Below are 24739 nucleotides of genomic sequence, written 5' to 3'. Positions count from 1 at the left end.
CGCATGAGCACCCTGATCGTCATCCTTCCTGCCACCCCACCCGCGCCAGGAACGCTCTGCGAAACGGTGCTGGCCGACGCGGGCGGGCGCATCGTGCGCCACACGCAGGTGACACCAGATCTGCTGTCTGCGCCGCGTGGCGCTGAAATCGTGGCCTTGGTCCCGGCGCAAAAGCTGTCCTGGCATCGGCTGCAGCTCCCGCGCGGCGTTCTGGGGCGGGGTACGCCGCGCCTGCGCGCCGTGCTCGAAGGGCTGCTGGAAGAGCGCCTGCTGGACGAACCCGCCCGGCTCCATTTCGCGCTCGGACCGCAGGCCGATCCGGACGGTAGCCTCTGGGTCGCAGCCTGCGAACAATCGTGGTTGCGCGCCTGGCTGGGAATGCTGGAGCAGGCCGGACACGGCGCCACCCGCATCGTTCCGGAGCTGGCCCCGACGGCCGCCGACGCAAGCACGCTGTACGTCACGGGCACGCCTGACCAACCCCAGTTGCTGCACGCCGGCGCAGGCGGCGTGACACGGCTGCCCCTGACGGCCGCCACCGCAGCGCTGACCAGCGGCACCGACATGCCACCGGAGGTGGTCGCCGAACCGGCGGTGGCCGAACAGGCCGAACAGCTCCTGCCAGGGCCCGTCGCTCTGCAGCCCCGCTCCGAGCGCGCCGTCGCCGCCACGCGGTCCGACTGGGATCTGGCGCAATTCGAGCTGCTGCGCACTCGCGGCACGCGCCTGCGCCGACAGCTGGCCGCGTTGGGCGCCAGCCTGCTGCGTGCGCCGCAATGGCGCCCAGCGCGCTGGGCTGCCCTGGGGCTGGTCCTGGTCAATCTCGCAGGCCTGCTGCTCCTGGCCTGGAAGGAACAGGCCGCGCAGGCGGCACAGCGTGCCGCCATGCGCGAGATTCTCACCACCACCTTTCCCGATGTCCGGGTCGTGGTCGATGCCCCGCGGCAGATGGCGCGCGCGTTGTCGGCACTGCAACGCGACAACGGCACAGCCTCCGGGGCCGACATGGAAACCATGCTGGCCCGCTACCAGGAGTCGGCACCGGAGGCTCCCGTGGCGTCGGCCATCGAGTTCGCAGCGGGCGGATTGCAGCTCAAGGGGCTGGACCCGGCAGCGGCCGGCCTGGCCGACGTGACCGCCCGGCTCAAGCCGCTGGGCTACGCTGCCCGCTGGGAAGAGGACAACCTGATCCTCCAGCTGGAGGGCACGCCATGAACCGGCCCCCTCTGCTAGCGGCATGGCAGGCGCGCTGGCACCGCTTGCCCGCACGCGAGCAAGGCCTGGTGCAGCTCGCCGCCGCCCTGGTGCTGGCCGCGCTGCTGTGGCAGGCGCTGGCACCTGCCGTGGCGACGTTGCGCGGGGCCGAAGCGCAGGCCCGGACCCTGGATACACAGCTGCAGCAAATGCGCGCCATGCAAGGGCAGGCCCAGGCCCTGCACAACCAGCCGTCCCTCGGCCAGGACGAAGCGCAGCAGGCACTAGAGCGCGCGACCCGCGAAACGCTGGGCGCCAGCGCCCGCCTGACGACGGCGGGCGGGCGGGTCACCGTCACGCTCACGAACGTTCCGGCCGATGCGCTGGCCCAATGGCTGGCGCTGGCACGAATCAATGCACGCTCGACGCCGCTCGAAGCGCGTCTGCTGCGCACCAACAGCTCTGGCACTGCGACCTGGAACGGGGTCCTGGTGATGGGCCTGCCCCAGTGATGATGACCATGACCTCCACGCGCACGCCGAACACCACTGCGCCCTGGGGATGGGCTGCGCTGGGCGCCCTGGCCGGGCTGCTGGCCGCCGTGGTGGTCTTTGCCCCGGCCCGTTGGCTCGCCCGCGCGGTGGACCTGGGCAGCGACGAGCAGGTCCGCCTGCTCGATGCCCGGGGAAGCCTATGGCAAGGCAGCGCCCGCCTGGTACTCACCGGCGGGGTGGGCAGCCAGAGCGCCGCGGCCCTGCCGGACCGGCTAGCCTGGCGCATCCGGCCCGCCTGGGACGGCCTGCGCATCCAGCTCACGGCCGATTGCTGCACCGCGCTGCCCCTGCACATCACGCTGGCACCGGCCGGTCTGCGCAATCTGCGCCTGGACGTCGCGGATGGCCAGTCGCGTTGGCCCGCCAGCCTGCTGGGCGGGCTGGGCACGCCGTGGAACACCGTGTTGCCCCAGGGACAACTGGACCTCTCGACCCAGGGCCTGGCTGTCCACTGGACAGACGGGCGGCTTCGTCTAAGCGGCCGCTTGCAGGTCGATGCGCGCCGCCTGTCCTCGCGTCTGAGCACACTGCGGCCCCTGGGCAGCTACCGGCTGACCTTGCAGGGCGGCGATGCAGCCGCCTTCGAGCTGGCCACGCTGGAGGGCAGCCTGCAGCTCTCCGGCCGAGGTCTGTGGAACGGCCAGAAACTTCGTTTTGAAGGCGCGGCCAGCGCCGCACCCGAGCGGGTGGAAGCACTGGCCAACCTGCTCAACATCCTGGGGCGGCGCGACGGCGCGCGCTCCCTCATCAACCTGGGCTAAGCATGAAACTCCAATACCCCCAACGCCAGGCCCTGACCCGACAGGCGCTGGTCGTCTCTATGCTGCTGGGCTGCACGGCAGCCTTGCTGTCCGGACACGTGGCGGCCCAGCCGGCCCCCGTGGCTCCGAGCCCGAACCAGGCCGCGGCGCCGACACCGCGCCGCGGCGAACCGGTGACGCTGAACTTCAGCAATGCAGACATCGAAGCCGTGGCACGCACCATGGCCACCATCACGGGACGCAATGTGGTGGTGGACCCGCGCGTCAAGGGCACCATCTCGCTGGCCACCGAACAGCCGGTGACCCCGGCCGTGGCCTACAGCCAGTTCCTGGCAGTGTTGCGGCTGCAGGGTTACACCGTGGTGAGCACGCCGGGCCTGGACAAGATCGTCCCCGAGGCGGACGCCAAGCTGCAAAGCGGTGCCGTCTTCTCGGAGCAGATGGTGGCGGGCAACCAGATCGCCACCCAGATCTTCAAGCTCAACTTCGAGAACGCCAACACCCTGCTGCCCATCCTGCGGCCGCTGATCAGTCCGAACAACACCATCAACGTCAACCCGGGCAACAACTCGCTGGTCATCACCGACTACGGTGACAACCTGCGCCGCATCGCCCAGATCATCGCGGCGATGGACGTTGCCAATGCCACCGAGGTCGAAGTCATTCCCCTGCGTCACGGCATCGCCATGGACCTGGCGCCGCTGGTGCTGCGCCTGCTCGACGCCAGCAGCGCCGGCGGCCAGCCCGCGGGCGACGGCTCGTTCAAGACCACACTGATCGCCGAACCGCGCAGCAACGCGCTGATCCTGCGCGCGGCCAACTCGGCCCGGCTCGCGCTGGCCCGCTCCTTGATCGACAAGCTCGATCAACCGGCCTCGCAAAACCCCGACGGCAACATCCACGTGGTCTACCTGAAGAACGCCGAAGCCACCAAGCTGGCCGTCACCCTGCGCGCAGCCATGGCCGGCGGAGCGACCGCCGCCATTGCACCAGCGACCACGACCGCCCCGGGGGCACAGGCTGCACCGGCCGCATCGTCCACCGGCGGACAGATCCAAGCCGACATTGCCACCAACTCGCTCATCATCACCGCGCCCGAGCCGCAGTACCGCCAGCTGCGGGCAGTGATTGACAAGCTCGATGCCCGCCGGGCCCAGGTGTTCGTGGAGAGCCTGATCGCCGAGGTCAACGCCAACAAGGCCGCCGAATTCGGCATCCAGTGGCAAGGCGCCATCGGCAAGGTGGGCGACAGCACCGTCGGCCTGTTGGGCACCAACTTCGGCACCGGCGGCAACAACATCGCCAATCTCAGCACCCAGGCCGGTGGCACCGTGCTGCCCGGCCGGGGCCTGAACGTCGGCGCCGCCACGCAGAACAACGGCATCTATGTGCTGGGTTTCCTGGCCCGCACGCTGGAGACCAGCGGCGACGGTAACGTGCTGTCCACACCAAACCTGCTGACGCTGGACAACGAGGAGGCCAAGATCGTCATCGGCCAGAACGTACCCTTCGTCACCGGCCAGTACAGCACCACCGGCAGCACAGCGACAGTCAACCCCTTCCAGACCATCGAACGCAAGGACGTGGGCCTGACGCTGCGCGTCAAGCCGCAAATCAGCGAAAACGGCACGGTGCGCATGACCATCTACCAGGAGGTTTCCAGCGTCGACAAATCCGAGACCAACACCGCCGGCTTGATCACCAACAAGCGCTCGATCGAGACCAATGTGCTGGTCAACGACGGCGGCATCGTGGTGCTGGGCGGCCTGCTGCAGGACGAATACACCGGCGGCCAGGAAAAGGTGCCGGTGCTCGGCGACATCCCCTTCCTCGGCGCGCTGTTCCGCTACGAGAGCCGTACCCGCAAGAAGACCAATCTGATGGTCTTCCTGCGTCCGGTCGTCGTGCGCGACGGGACGACCACCACCAGCCTGTCGCAGGACCGTTACGAGTTCATGCAGTCCCTGCAGCAGGGGGCGCAACCCCCCTCCAGCGTCGTCTTGCCCATCAATGGGGCGGCGGTGCTCCCGCCGCTGGCCCCACCGCCCGTGGCACCCGCCGCAACGCCTGCCCCCGCGGCTGCCCCGATCCCCGCCCCCACCGCACAGCCTGCCGACACGCCCGGGCCCGCCACAGACCCCGGCGAACCAGCCCCGCGAACCAGCCCATGAGCCTGTCCGTTTTGTACCCGCTGCCCTACGCCTACGCCCGCAGCCACCAGTTGCTGCTGGAGGACCGCGACGGTGAACTCACCTTATGGTTGCAAGGGCTGCGCCATGCCGACGGATTGAGCGAAGTCCTGCGCAAGTACGAGGTGCAGCAGGTCCGGACCGAAGCGCCCGAGCTGCTGCGCCAGCGCATCAGTGCCGCCTATGCCCAGAGCGAATCGAGCGCGGCCACCGTGGTCAGCGAAGTCGAGAGTGATATCGATCTCTCGCGCATGATGGAAACCCTGCCCGCCATCGAGGACCTGCTCGAGACCTCGGACGATGCGCCCATCATCCGCATGCTCAATGCCCTGCTGACGCAGGCGGCACGCGATGGCGCCAGCGACATCCACATCGAGCCCTATGAGCGCCATTCCATCGTGCGTTTCCGCGTGGACGGCACGCTGCGCGATGTGGTGCAGCCCAACCGCGCACTGCACGCGGCGCTGATCTCGCGCCTGAAGATCATGGCCGAGCTCGACATCGCCGAGAAGCGACTGCCGCAGGATGGCCGCATCTCTCTACGCATCGGTACCCGCGCAGTGGATGTGCGCGTCAGCACCCTGCCGTGCGCGCACGGCGAACGGGCCGTGCTGCGCCTGCTGGACAAGACCGGCGGCAAGATCAACCTGGAAGCCGTGGGCATGCAGGGCGAGGTGCTGACCCGTTTCGAGCAGCTGGTGGCGCAACCACACGGCATCGTCCTGGTCACCGGCCCCACCGGTTCAGGCAAGACGACCACGCTCTATGCCGCATTGGAGCGGCTCGACACGCGCAGCCTCAACATCATGACGGTCGAGGACCCGATCGAGTACGAGCTGCCCGGTGTGGGCCAGACCCAGGTCAACGCCCGAATCGACCTCAGCTTCGCCAAGGCCCTGCGCGCCATCCTGCGCCAGGACCCGGATGTGATCATGATCGGCGAGATCCGCGACTTCGAGACCGCGCAGATCGCCATCCAGGCCTCGTTGACCGGCCACCTGGTGCTGGCCACGCTGCACACCAATGACGCCGCCAGCGCCGTGACGCGGCTGACCGACATGGGCATCGAGCCCTTTCTGCTGAGCTCGTCGCTGCTGGGCGTACTGGCGCAGCGCCTGGTGCGCAGGCGCTGTACCGACTGCGGTGGCGCCGGCTGCCAGGTCTGCGGACAGTCGGGTTACCAGGGGCGCACCGGGGTGTTCGAACTGCTGGTCGCCGACGACCATATCCGCTCGCTGATCCATGCCTGCGCGGCCGAGGCCGACATCCGGGCAGCCGCATTGGAGCGCGGCATGACGCTGATGCGCGAGGACGGCGAACGCCTGGTGCGCCAGGGCATCACCTCGCGCGAAGAACTGCTGCGTGTGACCCGCGACTGACCTGCCCGCACCCATGCCCGCCTACACCTACGAAGCGCTGACCCCCGAAGGCGACACCCGCAACGGCACCGTCGAGGCCGACAGCGCGCGTTCGGCCCGCGGCCTGCTGCGCGCGCAGGCGCTGGTGCCCCTGCGTGTGGAGGCTGTGGGTGCAGGTGGTCTTGCCGGCACCGGCCCGGGATCGTCATGGCTGAACACCACACTGTGGAGCAGCCGCGTGTTCAATGCCACGGAATTGGCGATCTGGACGCGGCAGCTGGCCGGGCTGGTGAGCGCTGGCCTGCCGCTGGAGCGTGCCCTCACGGTGTTGTCCGACGAGGCCGAGGACGAACGCCAGCGCAACCTGGTGGCGGCCCTGCGCGCGGAGGTCAACGGCGGCGCCACCTTCGCCAGCGCGCTGGCGCAACATGCGCGCGAGTTCTCCGTGACCTACTGTGCCGTGATTGGTGCCGGCGAGCACAGCGGCAACCTGGGTCTGGTGCTGGAACGGCTGGCAGATGATCTGGAACAGAGCCAGGAGCTCAAGGCCAAGCTCATCGGCGCGGCGCTCTACCCCACCATCGTGACCGTGGTGGCACTGTGCATCGTGACCTTCCTGCTGGCTTATGTGGTGCCGCAGATCGCCCAGGTCTTTGCGGGCAGCAAACGTGCCCTGCCCGCGCTGACTGTCGTCATGCTGGCCTTGGGCGGCTTCGTGCGCAACCACGGCTGGTTGCTGCTGCTGGCGCTGCTGCTCGGGGCGGCAGCCGCCCGCCTGGCCTGGGCCGGCGCGGCGTTCCGCCTCAGGTTTGATACCGTCTGGCTCACGCTGCCGCTGGTGGGGCGGCTGGCCCGGGGCTACAACGCCGCCCGCTTTGCCAGCACGCTGGCCATGCTGGCTGCCGCCGGGGTTCCCATCCTCAAGGCCCTGCAGGCGGCGGCCGACACCCTGTCCAACCGGGCGCTGCGCGCCGATGCGCTCGACGCCCTGGTCATGGTGCGCGAAGGCGCACCGCTGGCGGCGGCGCTGGCGCAGAAGAAGCGCTTTCCAGGATTGCTGGGCATGTTCGCCCGCCTGGGCGAACAGACCGGCGAGCTGCCGCAAATGCTGGAGCGCGCCGCGCGGCAGCTGGGCACCGAAGTGCAGCGCCGCGCCCTGGCGCTGGCCACACTGCTGGAACCCCTGCTGATCGTGGCGATGGGCTTGATCGTGATGCTGATCGTGCTGGCCGTGCTGCTGCCCATCATCGAACTCAACCAGATGGTCCGCTAGGACGGGGCGCTCGGCGTGCTGCCTTGAAACACGGAAGAGGCTAGCGCTTCTGGTGCAGCAGCCTCAGAAAATGCTCGGCCGGTGTGCTCAACGGGCGATCCTTGCTGACCAGGCTGCCGTAGGCGGCCAGGCTCTGGCCCAGACGGTAGGGCAGGATGCGCAGGATACCGTGTTCGGCGTCACGTTGTGCCACGGCCTCGGGGATGACGGACACCAGCTGCGAGCGCCGGATCAGGTTGATGGTGGTGAGGATGGAGCCGGTCTCGATCAGCCCTTTGGGAAGCGGGGCCTGGTGGTCGCGGAATTCCCGCTCGATCAGGTCACGCAGGGGGCTGCCCGCCGGCTGCAGCACCCAGGGGTAGTCCAGCAGGGCCTCGAAAGTCACACGGCGCTTGCTCGCCAAAGGATGCTCGTTGCCGACCACCACGGCCAGATGTTCGTCCTCGATGGCGGTGAAACGGCATTCGATGCCGGGGTTGCCCACGCGCCGGCCCACCACCACCTCGAGCACGCCTTCGCTCAGCTGCTGCATCAGGCGGTCGCTGGTGTCGACCGCGATCTCGATGGTCAGCAGGGGAAACAGCTCCTTGAGCCCGAGCAGCGCTTCGGTCAGCCGCCCCGGTGAAGCGGCCATGATGCTGCCCACGGCGAACTTCCCGGCCCGGCCCTGGCGCACCTCCACCAGCTCGCGGTTCAACGCCTCCATGCTGCCGCGGATGCTGCGGAAGTAACCGGTCACCCGCTCGCCCGCCGCGTTGAGCCGCAGGCCGCGGCCCACGCGTTCAAACAGGGACTGGCCCAGGGCGTCTTCCAGCTCCTTGAGCATCTTGGTGGCGGCCGGCTGGGTCAGCCCCAGCTGGCCGGCTGCGCCCCGCAAGGTGCGCTCGCTGTCGATGGCGAGCATCAACGCAATCTGCCGCATGCGCAGGCGGTTGAGCAGCTGCGGGGTGCTGTCCTGGCGGTCGATGGAGCCCATGCTGATTACCTCAGGTTATCGATCGATCAATAGCTTTCAGTTTACGGCAAGCAATTGCCTGCCTACCATCGGCTGGACGGTTCCTCAAACATCCAGGAGACAAAGCAATGAAAACCTTCATGACAACGATCGCCCTCGCGATCCTGGCCGCCTGCAGCGCAGCGCAGGCCCAGGAATGGCCAAGCCGTTCGATCCGCATCATGGTCGGCTCCGCGCCCGGTGGCGGCACCGACGCCATGGCCCGCGCCGTGGCCGACCGCCTGGGCCCCCTGCTCAAGCAGCCCGTGGTGGTGGAAAACCGCCCCGGCGCCTCCAACACCCTGGCCGCCGACGTGACCGCCAAGTCCACCGACGGCCACACCCTGGTCATGGGCGTGTCCACCGCGCACGCCATCGCGCCGCATCTGATCAAGCTGGGTTACGACAACAACAAGGATCTGGTGCCCGTGGCTTTCGTCGGCTCGGTGCCCAATGTGCTGGTGGCCAACACCGCGCTGCCTGCAGCCAATGTGGCCGAACTGGTCAAACTGGCCAAGAGCAAACCCGGTCAGCTCAACTACGCCACCAGCGGCGCGGGCAGCACGCAACACATCGCGGCCGAGCTGTTCAAGGATGCTACCGGCACCTTCATCACCCACATCCCCTACCGCGGCAGCGGCCCCGCACTGATCGACCTGATCGCGGGCCAGGTGCAGATCAGCTTCGACACCATGCCCTCTGTGATCGGCCACATCAAGAACGGCAAGGTCAAGGCCCTGGCCGTGGCCGCAGCCAAGCGCAACCCGCAACTGCCCGAGGTGCCCACCATGGCGGAAGCCGGCGTCAAGGGCGTGGAGATGAGCGCCTGGTACGGCATCTACATGCCGGCCTCCACGCCCAAGGCCGTGATCGAACGCGTGAACGCCGAGGTCAACAAGGTCATCGCCATGCCCGAGACACAGACCCGTCTGGCCGCCATCGGCGCCGACCTGACCCCCATGACACCCGCGCAGTTCAAGGCCTTTCACGATGCCGAAAACCAGCGCTACGGCGACCTGATCCGCAAGAAGAACATCAAACTGGACTGAACCCGACATGAGCGCCCCCCTTCCCGTCGTCGCGCTGACCCTGGGCGACCCTGCCGGCATCGGCCCCGAACTGATCGCCCGCCTGCTGGCCCAGCCCGACACCACGAGCCGCGCCAATGTTGTGCTGATCGGCGACCCTTGGCTTTGGGCCTGGGGCCAGCAGATGGCCGGTGTGCAGGTGGCCACCGCGCCGCTGGCCACGCTGGAGCAGGCGCGCGGTCGCGCCAACTCTCAGCAAGTTGCCTTCGTGGCCATGGACACGGTGCAGCGCAGCGAGGTCACCGTGGGCCAGGTCGGCGCGGCCGGTGGCCGCTCGGTGCTGCAGGTGCTCAACCGCTGCATGGACGCGGCGCGCGCCGGCGCGGTGGACGCCATCTGTTTTGCGCCGCTGAACAAGCAGGCCATGAAGATGGGCGGTCTCAGGCACGAGGACGAGCTGCACCACTTCGCAGAGTACCTGGGTGTGAAAAGTTATTTCTGCGAGTTCAACACTCTGAACGGCCTGTGGACCGCGCGCGTGTCCTCGCACATCCCGCTCAAGGACGCGGCCAGCTACCTGAGCGTGGAGCGCATCCAGCAGGCCACGCGCCTGATCTACCGCTCGCTGCAGGCCGCAGGCGCGGCCCGGCCGCGCGTGGCGGTGGCGGCGTTCAACCCGCACGGCGGGGACGGCGGCACCTGTGGACGTGAAGAGATCGAGATCATCGAACCCGCAGTGCGGGCGCTCAAGACCGAAGGCCTGGACGTCGCCGGGCCCTTCCCCGCCGACACCATCTTCCTGAAGGCGCGCGACGGCGAGCTGGACGCCATCGTCACCATGTACCACGACCAGGGACAGATCGCGATCAAGCTCATGGGCTTCTCCAAGGGCGTGACCGTACAGGGCGGCCTGCCCATCCCCATCACCACGCCCGCGCACGGCACGGCCTACGACATCGCCGGCCAGGGCCGCGCCAACGTGAGCGCCACCGAACAAGCGTTTCTCATCGCCTGCCGCATGGGTGCGGCAAGCCTGTCTTCCTGAAAGTCTCCTCATGAAAATCAAATCCGTCCGTGCCCGTGTCTTCGAATGGAAGGGCAAGACCGTTCCGCCCCAGGGCAACTTCTGCTCCAACGCCATGGACCTGCTCTACTCCAAGAAGGAGACCATGAGCACCTTCCGTTTCCATTCCTGGACCGTGGTGGAAGTGGAGACCGACGACGGCATCATCGGCCTGGGCAATGTGGCCCTGGCCCCCAAGATCGCCAAGGCCATCATCGACGAGTACCTGACGCCACTGGTCGTGGGCCAGGACCCCTGGGACTATGAATACCTGTGGCAACGCATGTACCGAGCCACCCACGCCTGGGGCCGCAAGGGCGTGACCATGGCCGCCATTTCGGCCGTGGACCTGGCCATCTGGGACATCCTGGGCAAATCGGTCAACAAGCCGGTGTTCAAACTCCTGGGCGGCCGCACCAAGGAGAAGATCCCCTGCTACTACAGCAAGCTCTACCGCACCGACCTCAAGGCCATGCAGGCCGAAGCCCAGCAGTTCAAGGACCAGGGATTCAAGGCCTTCAAGATGCGCTTCGGCTACGGCCCAGCGCACGGCCAGCAGGGCGTGACGGAAAACCTCAAGTCGGTCGAAGCGGTGCGCGAAGTCATCGGTTATGAGAACGACCTGATGCTCGAGTGCTATATGGGCTGGAACCTGGAGTACGCCAAGCGCATCCTGCCCAAGCTGGAGAAGTTCGAGCCGCGCTGGCTGGAAGAACCCGTGATCGCCGACGACATCGACGGTTACGCCGAGCTCAACCAGCTCACCAGCATCCCGATCTCGGGCGGCGAGCACGAGTTCTCGCTCTACGGTTTCAAGCAGCTGCTCGACAAGAAGGCCGTGAGCGTGGTGCAGTACGACACCAACCGCGTGGGCGGCATCACGGCCGCGCACAAGATCAACGCCCTGTGCGAGGCCTACAGCGTGCCGGTGATCCCGCACGCGGGCCAGATGCACAACTACCACCTCACCATGAGCACCCTGGCCTCGCCCATGGCCGAGTACTTCCCCATCTTCGACGTGGAAGTGGGCAACGAGCTGTTCTGGTATATCTTCGACGGTGAACCCATCGCCGAGAACGGTTTCCTGGACCTGCGCGACGACGTGCCCGGTCTGGGCCTGACCCTCAAACGCGATTACCTCGACCAGTTCCACATCACAGAATGAGCGTCATGCAGCGTCGTTACCAGGGCGTGTTCCCGGTGGTGCCCACCACCTTCCATGAAGACGGCACGCTGGACCTGGAGAGCCAGAAGCGTTGCGTCGACTTCATGATAGCTGCCGGCTCTCACGGCCTGTGCATCCTGGCCAACTTCTCCGAGCAGTTCTCCCTCTCGGACGAGGAACGTGAAGTCATCACGCGCACGGTGCTGGCGCATGTCGCCGGTCGCGTTCCGGTGATCGTCACCACCACCCACTACGGCACGGCCGTCTGTGCTGCGCGCAGCCGTCGCGCGCAGGAGCAGGGCGCGGCCATGGTGATGATCATGCCGCCCTACCACGGCGCCACCTTCCGCGTGCCCGAGCCGCAGATCCATGAGTTTTACGCAAGGGTGTCGGACGCGATCGACATTCCCATCATGGTGCAGGACGCGCCGGCCAGCGGCACGGTGCTGTCGCCGGCTTTCCTGGCCCGCATGGCCAGGGAGATCGAACACCTGGCCTACTTCAAGATCGAGACCGCCGGCGCCGCGAGCAAGCTGCGCGAGCTGATCCGCCTCGGTGGTGAGGCCATCGAAGGCCCCTGGGACGGCGAAGAGGCCATCACCCTGCTGGCCGACCTGGACGCCGGTGCCACCGGCGCCATGACGGGCGGCGCCTACCCCGATGGCATCCGTACCATCATCGACCCCTACCTGGCCGGTGACCGCGAAGCCGCGGTGACGGCTTATGGCAAATGGCTGCCGCTGATCAACGCCGAGAACCGCCAGGGCGGCATCCTCACCGCCAAGGCGCTGATGAAGGCCGGTGGTGTGATCGCCTGCGAAGCAGGGCGCCACCCCTTCCCGCCCATGCACCCCGAAGTACGCGCCGGCCTGCTGGATGCCGCGAAACGCCTGGACCCGCTCGTGCTGCGCTGGGGCCGCTGAAGATGATCCATTCCCACTACATTGCCGGCGAGTGGCTCGCCGGCAGCTCCGCCGCGCCCAACATCAACCCCTCGAACCTCGCCGACGTGGTGGGGCACTATGCACTGGGGGATGCCGCCGCGGTGGACCAGGCTGTGGCCGCCGCGTCGGCTGCTTTCCCCGCCTGGTCCACCAGCGGCATCCAGGCCCGCTTCGACGCGCTGGACCGCATCGGCTCCGAGATCCTCGCGCGGCGTGAAGAGCTGGGCACCCTGCTCTCGCGCGAAGAGGGCAAGACCCGCCCCGAAGGCATCGGTGAGGCCACGCGTGCGGGACACATCTTCAAGTTCTTCGCGGGTGAATGCCTGCGCCTGGCGGGTGAGGCCCTGCCCTCGGTGCGCCCCGGCGTCGGGGTCGAGATCACGCGTGAACCGATAGGCGTGGTGGGCCTGATCACACCCTGGAACTTCCCCATCGCGATTCCGGCCTGGAAGATCGCCCCGGCCCTGGCTTTTGGCAACTGCGTGGTGCTCAAGCCCGCCGATCTGGTGCCCGGCTGCGCCTGGGCCCTGGCCGACATCATCAGCCGCAGCGGCATCCCCGCCGGTGTGTTCAACCTGGTCATGGGCCAGGGCAGCATCATCGGCGAGGCCATCGTGCGACATCCGGGCGTGAACGCCGTGAGCTTCACCGGATCGGTCGGTGTAGGCCGGCGCATTGCCGAAGCCTGCGTGCAGACGCACAAGAAGGTCCAGCTGGAGATGGGCGGCAAGAACCCGCAGATCATCCTGGACGACGCCGACCTGAAACAGGCGGTGGAGCTCAGCGTGCAGTCGGCCTTCTTCTCCACGGGCCAGCGCTGCACCGCCTCGAGCCGCCTGATCGTGACCGAAGGCATCTACCCGCACTACATCGAAGCATTGCAGGCACGCCTGGCCACCCTGAAAATCGGCGACGCCTTGGCCGCCGGCACCGACATCGGCCCGGTGGTCTCACAGGCGCAGTTGGCGCAGGACCTGCGCCACGTAGAAGCCGCGCAAGCCGAGGGGGCGACACTGGCCGCCGGTGGCCAGCGCATGACCTGCCACACCGGGAGCAAGCACGAAGGTTATTTCATGAGCCCCGCGCTGCTGACCGACACCACGCCCGCCATGCGCATCAACCGCGAAGAGGTGTTCGGTCCCGTGGCCAGCGTGATCCGCGTGAAGGACTACGAGGAAGCGCTGGCTGTGGCCAACGACAGCGAGTTCGGCCTCTCGGCAGGTATAGCCACCACCAGCCTCAAGCACGCCACGCACTTCAAGCGTCACGCACAAGCTGGCATGGTGATGGTCAACCTGCCCACGGCGGGCGTGGACTACCACGTGCCCTTCGGTGGCCGCAAGGGCAGCAGCTACGGACCGCGTGAGCAGGGCCGCTACGCGCAGGAGTTCTACACCACCGTGAAGACGGCCTACATTGGGTCCTGACTCGCGATCATCACCCTATCAGCGCGCCGTGCGCAGCCGCAGCACCAGCGTTGCCGAGGACGCCGCCGTTGCCAGCAGCGTGACGGCCAGCCAGCCACCTTGGGCGAACAGGAGGCTCCCTAGGGCAGAGCCCACGGCCATACCGATGAACATGCCGGTGAACAGGATGGCATTGAGCCGGCCACGGGCCGCGGGGTCGATGCCGTAGACAATGGTCTGGTGGGCAACCAGGACGGCCTGGACACCAAAATCAAAGGCGATCGTGCCCACAACCAGCACCAACAGGTACGCGCTCGGCGACAGGGCCTGCACCAACGACATCGCGGCAAAGGCTGCCAGCGCCAGGCCCGCACCCAGACGCGTTACAAGCCCGGGGCCGTGGCGATCGGCCATGCGCCCCGCCAGAGGAGCCGCCAAGGCGCCCGCGGCGCCGGCCAGACCGAAGGCGCCGGCGACGGCCGCCCCCAAGTGAAAGGGTTCGCCATGCAACATGAGTGCCAGAGTCGACCAGAAGGCGCTGAAACCGATCGAGACGAGACCTTGCGCCCAGGTCGCGCGGCGCAGTGCGGGGTGCTGGCGCCACAGTTGCGCCAATGAGGCGAGCAGGGCCGCATAGGGCAGACGGGTCGTGGGCTCGAATCGCGGCAACATGCGCGAGGCCGCCACGCCGACGCCCAGGATGCTGAGCGCTGCAGCCGCGAACATCCAGCGCCAGCCCAGGTATTCCGCCACCAGGCCGCTGACCACGCGCGAGAGAAGAATGCCCAGCAGCAGCCCAGTCATCACTGTGCCCACGACCTTGCCGCGCTGGCCTGCCGCCGACAACGTGGCCGCAGCCGGCACAATGTCCTGCGCTAGCGTGGCCGTGATCCCGATGACCAGACTGGCCAACAGCAGGCCGGACAGCGCGGGCGCCACAGCGGCCAGCAACAAGGCCAGGCACAACGCTGCGGCCTTGATCAGGATGATGCGCCGCCGGTCGTAGCGGTCGCCCAAGGGTATGAGCAGCAGGATGCCCAAGGCATAGCCGAGTTGAGTCATGGTGGGCAGCATGCCCACTGCGGAAGCCGAAGCGCCCAGGCTTGCACCCAGCGTGCCCAGCATGGGCTGGCTGTAGTACAGGGGCGCCACACCCAGACCGGCCCCCACTGCCAAAAAACCCAGCAGCCCGGAGGTCAGGCCCGTCCCCGCCGCGGCGGCTGGGACCACTCCCAACATTTTTTGATTCGTTATTTGCATATCAGACATGGTAAAAACCCTTAAAACTGCGATGAGAGGAGTCTGATTGCTCAGCTTTCATTTGTGTAGTGGCGCGATTCGCAGAATATTTATACGATATACGTATAACAAAATTTTCTCTTCCACCTTCCCATGTCTTCCGCCACGGCCCTCCAAACCAGCGACCGCATCGAACTGCTGCAGACTTTTGTGCACATCGTGGACACGGGAAGCCTGTCGGCCGCTGCCACGCAGTTGGGCACGACCCAGCCTACGGTCAGTCGGCGGCTGCAGGCCCTGGAACGCCATTTCGGCGTTCGCCTGCTGAGCCGGTCAACCCATGCGATGCGATTGACCGAAGACGGACAACGCTGCCTGACCCGAGCCCGCGACCTGCTAGCGTCTTGGCAGGCTTTCGACGCGGAACTGCGCGGAGTGGAAAACGAGCCCGAAGGCACGTTGCGTGTGGTGGCGCCGCACGCCTTTGGCCAGGAACTGCTCATGGGGCCGCTGGCCGACTACCTGCGCGCGCATCGTGAAGTGTCGGTGGAGTGGCTGCTGCACGACCGGCAGCCTGACTTCATCGCGGAGGGCGTCGACTGCGCCATCCATGTGGGCGAGGTCACGGACCTGTCGGTCGTTGCCCTGAAGCTGGCCGAAGTCAAGCGTATTCCCGTCGTGGCACCCGAGGTGCTGGCCGGCAGCGCTTTGCCGCAACACCCATCCGAACTGGGCGCGTTGCCCTGGCTGGCCCTGGGCACCTACTACCGCAACGAGATCCATCTGACCCATCTGCGCAGCGGCGAGACCTGCCAGTTTTCGATCACACCGCGACTGAACACCGACAGTCTCTACGCCCTGCGCCACGCAGCGCTACGGGGCCTGGGAGCCTGCATCGGTTCAGGCTGGCTCTTCACCGAGGACCTTGCGCGCGGCAAGCTGGTGCAGCTGGTCCCCGAATGGCAAGCCACGCCCTTGCCGGTATACCTGACCTACCCGCCTGCGCGCTTCCAACCGGCCAGGCTACGACGCTTTCTGGAGCTCATGCGCGCGACCGCGCCTGCCTTGATCCAGTCGGTCTGAACGGACACAAAAAATCCCGCCAACCTGACGGTGGGCGGGACGCGAATCGGAGCGTGGACGCTTTAAAACGGAATGTCGTCGTCCATGTCCTCGAAGCCGCTGGCCGACTTGGCCGGGGCCTGCGGGCGCGAGGCTGCGCTGGGCGCCGGACGCGAGGCCGGAGGCGCGCTACGGCGCGGGGCGCCACCGCCGTCTTCATCCCCCGGACCGCCCATGCCCTCACGACCGCCGAGCAGCTGCATTTCGGTGGCGATGATGTCGCAGGTGTTCTGCTCAACGCCGTCCTTGTTGGTGAACTTGCCGTACTTGATGCGGCCTTCGACGTAGACAGGACGGCCCTTCTTGAGGTACTCGCCGGCGATTTCGGCCAGGCGGTCATAGAACGTGACACGGTGCCACTGGGTATCTTCGATCATCTCGCCGGAATTCTTGTCCTTGCGGCGGCTGGAGGTGGCCACGCTGACGTTGGCCACGGCCTGGCCCGAGGGCAGGTAACGGATTTCGGGGTCGCGGCCGCAGTTGCCGACCAGGATGACTTTGTTGACGGATGCCATGGGGAATTCCTCCAGATATTTGTTAATTATGGGCCTTTGCGGCTGGGCGCCACCATGGGCCAGGCCAGCAGCAGCCACAGGCCCATGCCGACCGCACAGGCGATGAAAAGGGCCGGCACGCCCTGGGTCTTGACCAGCCAGCCGCCGGCCGCGCCGCCGGCGAAGAAACCCAGGGACTGCAGGGTGTTGTAGACCCCCAGGGCCGCGCCGCGCGCATGAGGCGGGGCCACACGCGAGGCCAGGCTGGGCTGGCTGGCTTCAAGCACATTGAAGCCGCAGAAGAACAGGAAAAGCATGAAGGCCAGCCAGGCGATGTGGGGTGCATCCGCCGCCCACAGCAGACCCAGCTGAACCAGGGCGATCAGACCGATAGCGCCGAGGAAAACGGCACGCAGGTAACCGCGCCGCTCCAGCGGGAACAGCGTGGCACCCATGACCACGAAGGACGCCAGCACGGCCGGCAGGTAGACCCCCCAATGCTGGGCCGGGGGCAGGCCGGCTTGCACCAGCAGGGCGGGAATGGCCACCCACATCGCCAGCTGCACGGCGTGCAGGATGAACACACCGGCGTCCAGGCGCAGCAGAGCGGCGTGCGTGAGCACCTCGGAGAGCTTGCCGCGGGGCTGGTTCTTGTGCTGCAGGGGCTCAATGGGCACCCACCAGATCACCACAGCCACACCCGCCAAGGCCAGGGAACCCGTGAGCGTGAACAGCCCGGCCAGGCCGATGTAGCTCACCAGCAATGGGGCCAAAACAAGAGAGAGAGCAAACATCAGCCCGATGCTGGCGCCCACCAGGGCCATGGCCTTGGTGCGCACCTCGTCGCGGGTCTGGTCGGCCAGCAAGGCGGTGACAGCGGCTGAAACGGCGCCAGCACCCTGCAGGGCACGGCCGATGATGAGCCAGATCAGGCTGCCAGCCAGGGCGGCCACAAAACTGCCCAGGGCAAAGACCAGCAGGCCGGCGATGATGACGCGCTTGCGCCCCAACCGGTCCGAGGCCATGCCGAAGGGGATCTGCAGGAGGCCCTGGGTCAGGCCATAGATGCCCATGGCCAGGCCGATGAGCACCGGATCGTCACCGCCTGGGTAGCGGGCAGCTTCCAGGGCAAAAACCGGCAGCACCAGGAACAAGCCCAGCATGCGCAGGGCGAAGATGGCGGCCAGCGAGGCACTGGCACGCCGCTCACGCGCGGTCATGGTGTAGGCGTCGGGGCTGGCGGCAGGGGAAGCGGTGGGGGCAAGCACGGGATTCGGTCACAAGAGCCGCCGAGGTTCGGCAGGCAAAACCTTGATTGTCCCCGATCCGGGCCCCGCCAGCTCCGACGGCAGGACTGCACCCGCTCGCCCAGCTCAGGCCATCATGAAACCCAGGTCCGTCGGATAGTCGGGCCGGCTGGCGGCGGCACCGAAATTGCCTATGTTTGGCAGAACGCTCGGCATCTCGGCGTCGGTCACGCCAAACCACTTGGCCAAGGTCGCCGCGTACTGGTCGACCGAGGTCGAGGGCAGCAAACGCCCCTGGCCCACATGCCACTGGTCCTCGGCCCCGGCCCCGTTGCCCACGCTGACCGGCGGCGGAGTGCCATAAAAGGCCTTGCCGTTGACGGCGCCACCCACCACCAGGTGATGGCTGCCCCAGCCGTGGTCGGACCCGTCGCCATTGGAGGCCAGGGTGCGCCCGAAGTCCGAGGCGGTGAAGGCGGTCACCTGGTTGGCCACGCCCAGTTCCACCGTGGCGTTGTAGAAGGCCGTCATGGCCGCGCTCACGCGACCCAGCAGGGTGGGCTGCTGGGCAATCAGGCCGTCATGGAGATCGAAACCGCCCATCGAGACAAAGAAGACCTGCCGGCGCGCGCCCAGTGTCGAGCGGCCCTGGATCAGGCGCGCCACCATCTTCAGTTGCTGGGACAGGCCGTCGGTGCCGAAGACGGTGGTCGGCTGAGTCATGGCCAGGGCCGTCGTGATGGTCGCCTCGGCGTCGATGGCGCGCTTGGTCACGGCGTTGTAGTCGTTTTCCAGGACCTGAGCGCTGGTCTGCTGGATCAGCGTCTTGATCGCTGCCGGAACGGCTGTAGAGCCAAAGACGGAGCTGTTCGTGGCGGGCCGGATCTTGATGGCGCCGCCAGTGCTGACCTGGTACTGCAGGGCCATATCGCCCGCAAGAAAGACCGTGTTGCCCGAAACCGAGATGCCCGTGAACAGCGAGTTGCTGTTCAGGCTCGGGTTGGGCGGGATCACCAAGTCCGCGATATTGCCACCCCAACCCATCTTGGAGCCCTCGGGCTGCGAGGACTGCCAGGTGGATTGCTGGTCGTTGTGCGAAAACAGCTGGGCCGGAAGCGGGTAAAGCGTCCTGTTCGTGCTGTTGTACTGCGCGCGCGTGATCGGCTTGATCAGGGGCCCCACATTGAGCTGCACCGCCGCCTTGCCCGCATTGAAGAGCCCGGCCAGCCCGGTCATGGATGGATGCAGGGCGTATTGACGCGGCACCCCCAGCGGATCGACAGGCGCCACCGTCGGAGTGAGCAGGGTGGGCGTGAGGTCGGCCTGGGCCAGCGCGATCCCGCCCGCTGTGCGACCCGCCCCACCGCCACGGATGAGACTGTACTTGTCGTAGCTGGCATCGTCATAAGTGATCACGGTGTTGGCGTAGTCATTGCCACCGAACAGGAACACGCAGACCAGGGCCTTGTAGTCGCCCGCGGTCGAATTGAAGGCCGCCGCCTCGCCGATGGCGGCAAGATTCATGACAAAAGGCAGGGCCGTGCCGCTCAGGGCCAGCTGGCCGGAACGGCGCAGGAAGTCCCGCCGGCTTGATGGTGGCAGTGTGATCGGATTCATTGTTTGCCCTCCCTATTTCTGGATCAGGTATTCGGCGCAGGCCATCACCATCAGGACAGTGGCATAGACCCGGTTGAGCCGGTTGGAGCCGCTGGTCGAAGCCATGGTGCCGACCGTGGTCGTGATGGTGCTGACCGTAGCGGGGGACAGCTGCCCCGCGCAAAGCAGCAGGTTGACGCGCTCAACCAGCGCACTGGGCGCGGCAGCGCTCGGGCTGACGGCCAGCGCGATCTCGTCGCTGTAGGTGGCGCGGATGTCACTGGGCAGGTCGCCCACACCGTTGCTGATCACGCTCATCATGTAGTTCAGGTAGCCGCCCACGCTGGTCTCGTTGACCAGCTGGAACTCGGGTGCCACCTTGCCCGCGCTCAAGCCCGTCTTGGGCGGCACGTACCCCGGGCGGAAGAAGTTGAACACCGAGGGTGCGCGCAGGGGGCTCTGCCCTAGCCGGGAACCGGCATCGCTCAGGTCCTGGATCTTCCAGCTGCCACTGCCCGAGGTGACGTTGAAGGTACGCGCCCACTGCACCAGGCGCACCATGGGCTCCCGCAGCTTGCCGTGTTCGGCCGCAGTCAGCCCGGCAGGCGAACGGGCCTCGGTGTCCATCAGGATGGCGGACAGCACATAGGCCAGGTCACCGCGCACACCCGCACCATTGTTGTCAAACACATTCGCCACCCGCTGCACGTAGGCCGGTGTGGGATTGCTGGTGACCAGGCGCTGGATCAGCTGCTTGCAGACGAAGGGCGCCGTGTTGGGGTGGTTAAACAGGGTGTCGAGTGCCGTCTTGAGCGCGGTGGCCGCGGGCGTGTTGGCCGGAATGGTGACACCCAGGAAGGTCGCCGCCAGGGTGGAGTGATTCGCCTCAGAGACCGTGCGCGAGTTCTGCGTCTGGATCATGGGCAGACGCGTGAAGTGTGTGCTGGGGATGGTACGCCCGCTGATCACGACGGGCTGGTTCTGGCGCTGGTCCAGGTTGTAGCCGGTGAACACGCGGGCCAGATTGCTGACATCGCTGGCGGTATAGGTGTTGATCGGGTTGCCTGAGCCATCGACCTGCTCCGTGCCGTTTTGATTGAGCATCTTCAGCCCGATGGTGAAGAGCTGCATGACCTCACGCGCATAGTTCTCATCGGGCTGGCGACCGGAAGAGTTTTCCTTCAGATTGCCCTTGGTGTTGAGGAAGTAGCCCATTGCCGGGTTCAGCGTGATGGCCTCCAGCAGGTCGCGGTAGTTGCCCAGACCGTGGCGCATCAGCGTGTCCCAGTAGTGGGCGACGATGTGACTGCGCCAGTTGTCGTCGATGCTGTTGAGCGACACGACGAACATCTCGGACAGGGCCAGCGCCATGCGGGCGCGCACCGGTGCCGTGGTGGACATCAGCTGGCCCCAGATCATGAAGTCGCAGGGATAGGAGGTGTCGTAATAGTTGTTGGAACTGTAGGGATCTGCGTAGCCCTGGTAGTTCAGCCAGTCCCAGCCGTTGATGTAGGAAGCGGCAATCTGGCCTTGCAGCCAGGGGATGAAGCCCAGGGTACGTACCGCGGTGATGTCGGCGCCGCGGGCCGAGAACTGGGCCTGCAGCAGGAAGCGGGCTGCTTCCTTGTCATCCCCCGCTGCCGTGTAGCTGTAGCCCGCCGACGGCAGCGTCACCGTACGCCCGGCAACGGGCGTGGGCGGAGGGGTACTCGACCCGCCGCTACCCCCGCCACCACCGCCGCAACCCGCCAGCGCCGCCGCTGCGGCTGCCACAGCGGCCAGCTGGAAAGCCTGTGACGAGGACGTGTCGGGCGTCTGCAGTTCAGAGCGGTCCGGCGTTGCCAGCGCTTCGGTCACATCGTCGATCATGAGCAGACTCCCTGTCTGGAAACTTGTTATGCGCCAATTCGCACAAGCGGGAGCCTATCCTTTGTCCACCGGATTTTGGGGGGAGCTTTACAGACACTTACCTCCGCCGGGGACTGAAATCAATGTTGCAATTGCTCATACTTGTGTCACGAACAGGCCATGCCCGGTTACGCTTTGCGCCAGCCGGGGCCTCATCCCGGCTAGCCCCAAGCGACTATCATGGTCGGTTTAGTCGAAGTTGCCGCCCTTGAACTCCATTCCTGAAAGCCATCGTCCTCCTGCACTTGCCGAAGAAGGCCAGGGGCGCTATCTGGCCCATGCCCTGCAGCAGCAGGCCATGCACATTCGTGGTGCGCGCACCCACAACCTCAAGAACATCGACCTGGACATCCCGCGCAACCAGCTGGTGGTGATCACGGGGCTCTCAGGTTCGGGCAAGTCCAGCCTGGCTTTCGACACCCTGTACGCCGAGGGCCAGCGCCGTTACGTCGAAAGCCTCTCGACCTACGCGCGCCAATTCCTGCAGCTGATGGACAAGCCTGACGTGGACCTGATCGAGGGCCTGTCGCCGGCCATCAGCATCGAGCAGAAGGCCACCAGCCACAACCCGCGCTCCACTGTGGGCACAGTGACAGAGATCCACGACTACCTGCGCCTTCTCTACGCGCGCGCCGGTACCCCGCACTGCCCGGACCACAACCTGCCGCTGCAGGCGCAGACCGTGAGCCAGATGGTGGACGCCGTGCTGGCCCTGCCGGCCGAGACCCGCCTGATGATCCTGGCGCCGCTGGCGCGCCAGAAGAAGGGCGAGTTCACCGAGATCTTCGAGGACATGCAGGCCCAGGGTTATGTGCGCTTTCGCATCGACGGCCAGGCCCTCAACTTTGACGAACTTCCCGCACTCAAGAAGACCGAAAAGCATGACGTCGACGTGGTGATCGACCGCCTCAAGGTGCGCGGTGTTGACGAGCCTGAGCACGCTGCCCTGCGCCAGCGCCTGGCCGAGAGCTTCGAGGCCGCCCTGCGTATCGCCCAGGGCCGTGCCATCGCGCTGGAGACGGACAAGGGCGCCGAGCACATGTTCAACGCGCGCTACGCCTGCCCGCTGTGCCATTACTCGATCAGCGAGTTGGAGCCGCGCCTGTTCTCCTTCAATTCACCGCAAGGCGCCTGCCCCACGTGTGACGGCATCGGCCAGCAGGAATTCTTCGATCCTGCGCGCGTGGTGGCTTTCCCCAGTCTGAGTCTGGCCGGTGGCGCCATCAAGGGTTGGGACCGGCGCAACGCTTATTACTACGCCATGCTGGAAAGCCTGGCCAAACATTACAAGTTCAAGCTCGAAGATCCCTTTGAGGAGCTGCCGCTGCCGATCCAGGAGGTTCTGCTGCACGGCTCGGGCGAAGACGAGATCAAGTTCAGTTATGTGATGGACTCTGGCGCCTCCAAGGGCCGCAAGGTCAGCAAGACCCACCCCTTCGAGGGCATCATTCCCAACATGACACGGCGCTACCGCGAGACCGACTCCGCCCTGGTGCGCGAGGACCTGGCCCGCCTGCGCGGCACCCAGCCCTGCCCGGCTTGCGCGGGCACGCGCCTGCGCCCCGAAGCGCGGCACGTGAAGCTCGGTGAAGGCCCTCATGCGCGCGCGATCTTCGAGGTCAGCCACCTGACCCTGCGCGAGTGCTTTGATTACTTCGAGCAGCTGCAGCTGCAAGGCGCCAAGGCCGGCATCGCCGACAAGGTGGTGCGCGAGATCCGCCTGCGCCTGAAGTTCCTCAATGACGTGGGCCTGAACTACCTGAGCCTGGACCGCAGCGCCGAGACGCTGTCAGGCGGTGAGGCCCAGCGCATCCGCCTGGCCAGCCAGATCGGCAGCGGCCTGACCGGCGTGATGTATGTGTTGGACGAGCCCAGCATCGGCCTGCACCAGCGCGACAACGACCGCCTGATCGAGACCCTGCGGCACCTGCGCGACATCGGCAACAGCGTGCTGGTCGTGGAACACGATGAAGACATGATGCGCGCCGCCGACCACCTGATCGACATGGGCCCCGGCGCCGGCGTGCATGGTGGTCAGGTGGTGGCGCAGGGCACGTACGACGAAGTCAAGGCCCACCCGGATTCCTTGACCGGGCAGTACCTGGCAGGCACGCTGAAAATTCCGCTGCCCAAGCGCCGTACGCCCTGGCTGCCCCTGCGCGGTGAGGGTGAGCCGCGACCCGCGAAAAAAGGCACGGCGCACACCGAACTCCAGCGCCTGCAGATCATCGGCGCGACCGGCAACAACCTCAAGAACGTGAGCGTGGACGTGCCCGTGGGCCTGTTCACCTGCGTCACCGGGGTATCGGGCTCGGGCAAGTCCACCCTGGTCAACGACACCTTGTACAAAGCCGTGGCGCGTCAGCTCTACCGTGCGCACGACGAGCCGGCCCCGGTCAAGGAGATCGAGGGCATCGAGCATTTCGACAAGGTCATCAACGTCGACCAGTCACCTATCGGCCGTACGCCGCGCTCCAACCCGGCCACCTACACCGGCCTGTTCACCGCCATCCGCGACCTCATGGCCGAAGTGCCCATGGCGCGCGAGCGTGGTTACGGCCCGGGACGTTTCAGCTTCAATGTGGCCGGGGGCCGCTGCGAGGCCTGCCAGGGCGACGGCATGGTCAAGGTGGAGATGCACTTCCTGCCCGATGTCTACGTGCCCTGCGACGTCTGCCACGGCGCGCGCTACAACCGCGAGACGCTGGAGGTCATGTACAAGGGCAAGAACATCGCCCAGGTACTGGACCTCACGGTGGAGGCCGCTCACGATTTCTTCAAGGCGGTGCCGGCCATCGCGCGCAAGCTGCAGACCCTGCTGGACGTGGGCCTGTCCTATGTGAAGCTGGGCCAGTCGGCGACCACGCTGTCGGGCGGCGAAGCCCAACGCGTCAAGCTAGCGCTGGAACTGTCCAAGCGCGACACGGGCCGCACGCTCTACATCCTGGACGAGCCGACGACCGGTCTGCACTTTGCCGACATCGATCTGCTGCTCAAGGTACTGCACCAGCTGCGCGACGCAGGCAACACCATCGTCGTGATCGAACACAACCTGGACGTCATCAAGACGGCAGACTGGCTGATCGACATGGGGCCCGAGGGCGGGGCCGGTGGCGGCACGGTGGTAGGCATGGGTACACCCGAGGAACTGGCCGCCAACCCGGCCAGCCACACGGGGCGTTATCTCCAGCCTCTGCTCTGAAG

Annotated in this window: 19 protein-coding genes; 13 read left to right on the top strand and 6 right to left on the bottom strand. The window is 66.7% G+C overall.

Features of this window, described 5'->3' with window-relative positions; all coding sequences use genetic code 11:
* The first annotated feature begins 3 nt into the window (after positions 1 to 3).
* From gspL to gspF, 6 genes are read left to right on the top strand one after another with little or no spacing between them, the layout of a single operon-like run.
* Positions 4 to 1215 (top strand): type II secretion system protein GspL, encoded by a 1212-nt coding sequence (gene gspL, locus AC07NT_RS15125; RefSeq protein ID WP_498599297.1) that lies wholly within the window; start codon positions 4 to 6, stop codon positions 1213 to 1215.
* A complete protein-coding gene (locus AC07NT_RS15120; RefSeq protein WP_498599298.1) occupies positions 1212 to 1706 on the top strand; it encodes a type II secretion system protein M in 495 nt (164 codons plus the stop codon). Before gspL ends, AC07NT_RS15120 begins: the two co-directional genes overlap by 4 nt.
* A gap of 2 nt (positions 1707 to 1708) precedes the next feature.
* Positions 1709 to 2509: a type II secretion system protein N gene (gene gspN, locus AC07NT_RS15115; protein ID WP_498599662.1), complete on the top strand. Its 801-nt coding sequence runs from the start codon at positions 1709 to 1711 to the stop codon at positions 2507 to 2509.
* A gap of 2 nt (positions 2510 to 2511) precedes the next feature.
* Positions 2512 to 4680, top strand: coding sequence for a type II secretion system secretin GspD (gspD, locus tag AC07NT_RS15110; RefSeq protein ID WP_498599299.1), 2169 nt, complete (start codon positions 2512 to 2514; stop codon positions 4678 to 4680).
* Positions 4677 to 6077: a GspE/PulE family protein gene (locus tag AC07NT_RS15105; protein ID WP_498599300.1), complete on the top strand. Its 1401-nt coding sequence runs from the start codon at positions 4677 to 4679 to the stop codon at positions 6075 to 6077. The genes gspD and AC07NT_RS15105 overlap by 4 nt, the downstream gene beginning before the upstream one ends.
* 13 nt (positions 6078 to 6090) lie before the next feature.
* Positions 6091 to 7329 (top strand): type II secretion system inner membrane protein GspF, encoded by a 1239-nt coding sequence (gspF, locus tag AC07NT_RS15100; RefSeq protein WP_498599301.1) that lies wholly within the window; start codon positions 6091 to 6093, stop codon positions 7327 to 7329.
* 40 nt (positions 7330 to 7369) lie between these two features.
* Here gspF and AC07NT_RS15095 read toward each other — a convergent pair whose 3' ends face one another.
* Entirely contained in the window at positions 7370 to 8305 is a 936-nt protein-coding gene (locus tag AC07NT_RS15095; RefSeq protein ID WP_498599302.1) for a LysR family transcriptional regulator, read from the bottom strand.
* Between the two features lie 119 nt (positions 8306 to 8424).
* On the opposite strand from AC07NT_RS15095, the gene AC07NT_RS15090 reads away from it, so the two are divergent.
* Genes AC07NT_RS15090 through AC07NT_RS15070 form a run of 5 tightly spaced genes read left to right on the top strand, consistent with a single transcriptional unit; the run spans position 8425 to position 13950 of the window.
* Complete coding sequence (locus tag AC07NT_RS15090; RefSeq protein WP_498599303.1) at positions 8425 to 9372, top strand: Bug family tripartite tricarboxylate transporter substrate binding protein; 948 nt, start codon at positions 8425 to 8427, stop codon at positions 9370 to 9372.
* Between the two features lie 7 nt (positions 9373 to 9379).
* Positions 9380 to 10396 (top strand): 4-hydroxythreonine-4-phosphate dehydrogenase PdxA, encoded by a 1017-nt coding sequence (locus AC07NT_RS15085; protein ID WP_498599304.1) that lies wholly within the window; start codon positions 9380 to 9382, stop codon positions 10394 to 10396.
* A 10-nt stretch (positions 10397 to 10406) separates the two neighbouring features.
* Complete coding sequence (locus tag AC07NT_RS15080; RefSeq protein WP_498599305.1) at positions 10407 to 11579, top strand: L-rhamnonate dehydratase; 1173 nt, start codon at positions 10407 to 10409, stop codon at positions 11577 to 11579.
* A 5-nt stretch (positions 11580 to 11584) separates the two neighbouring features.
* The gene (locus tag AC07NT_RS15075; RefSeq protein WP_498599306.1) at positions 11585 to 12502 is read left to right on the top strand and encodes a dihydrodipicolinate synthase family protein; all 918 of its coding nucleotides are present in this window, start codon (positions 11585 to 11587) and stop codon (positions 12500 to 12502) included.
* A gap of 2 nt (positions 12503 to 12504) precedes the next feature.
* Positions 12505 to 13950, top strand: coding sequence for an aldehyde dehydrogenase family protein (locus AC07NT_RS15070; RefSeq protein ID WP_498599307.1), 1446 nt, complete (start codon positions 12505 to 12507; stop codon positions 13948 to 13950).
* Positions 13951 to 13968: 18 nt separating this feature from the next.
* Here AC07NT_RS15070 and AC07NT_RS15065 read toward each other — a convergent pair whose 3' ends face one another.
* Positions 13969 to 15168, bottom strand: coding sequence for an MFS transporter (locus AC07NT_RS15065; protein WP_498599308.1), 1200 nt, complete (start codon positions 15166 to 15168; stop codon positions 13969 to 13971).
* 153 nt (positions 15169 to 15321) lie between these two features.
* On the opposite strand from AC07NT_RS15065, the gene AC07NT_RS15060 reads away from it, so the two are divergent.
* Positions 15322 to 16251: a LysR family transcriptional regulator gene (locus tag AC07NT_RS15060; protein WP_498599309.1), complete on the top strand. Its 930-nt coding sequence runs from the start codon at positions 15322 to 15324 to the stop codon at positions 16249 to 16251.
* Between the two features lie 62 nt (positions 16252 to 16313).
* On the opposite strand, the gene ssb is transcribed toward AC07NT_RS15060, so the two are convergent.
* The 4 genes from ssb to AC07NT_RS15040 form a co-directional block, all read right to left on the bottom strand.
* Positions 16314 to 16805: a single-stranded DNA-binding protein gene (ssb, locus tag AC07NT_RS15055; protein ID WP_498599310.1), complete on the bottom strand. Its 492-nt coding sequence runs from the start codon at positions 16803 to 16805 to the stop codon at positions 16314 to 16316.
* A gap of 26 nt (positions 16806 to 16831) precedes the next feature.
* The gene (locus AC07NT_RS15050; RefSeq protein WP_498599663.1) at positions 16832 to 18004 is read right to left on the bottom strand and encodes an MFS transporter; all 1173 of its coding nucleotides are present in this window, start codon (positions 18002 to 18004) and stop codon (positions 16832 to 16834) included.
* Between the two features lie 153 nt (positions 18005 to 18157).
* A complete protein-coding gene (locus AC07NT_RS15045) occupies positions 18158 to 19648 on the bottom strand; it encodes a DUF1501 domain-containing protein (RefSeq protein ID WP_498599311.1) in 1491 nt (496 codons plus the stop codon).
* A 12-nt stretch (positions 19649 to 19660) separates the two neighbouring features.
* Positions 19661 to 21496: a DUF1800 domain-containing protein gene (locus AC07NT_RS15040; protein WP_498599312.1), complete on the bottom strand. Its 1836-nt coding sequence runs from the start codon at positions 21494 to 21496 to the stop codon at positions 19661 to 19663.
* 247 nt (positions 21497 to 21743) lie between these two features.
* Here AC07NT_RS15040 and uvrA point away from each other — a divergent pair, with 247 nt between their 5' ends.
* Entirely contained in the window at positions 21744 to 24737 is a 2994-nt protein-coding gene (uvrA, locus tag AC07NT_RS15035) for an excinuclease ABC subunit UvrA (RefSeq protein WP_498599313.1), read from the top strand.
* The last annotated feature ends 2 nt before the right edge of the window (positions 24738 to 24739 follow it).

This window comes from Hylemonella sp. GW821-FHT10B10 (genome assembly GCF_059415585.1).
This window is presented reverse-complemented; position numbering and strand designations above follow the sequence as displayed.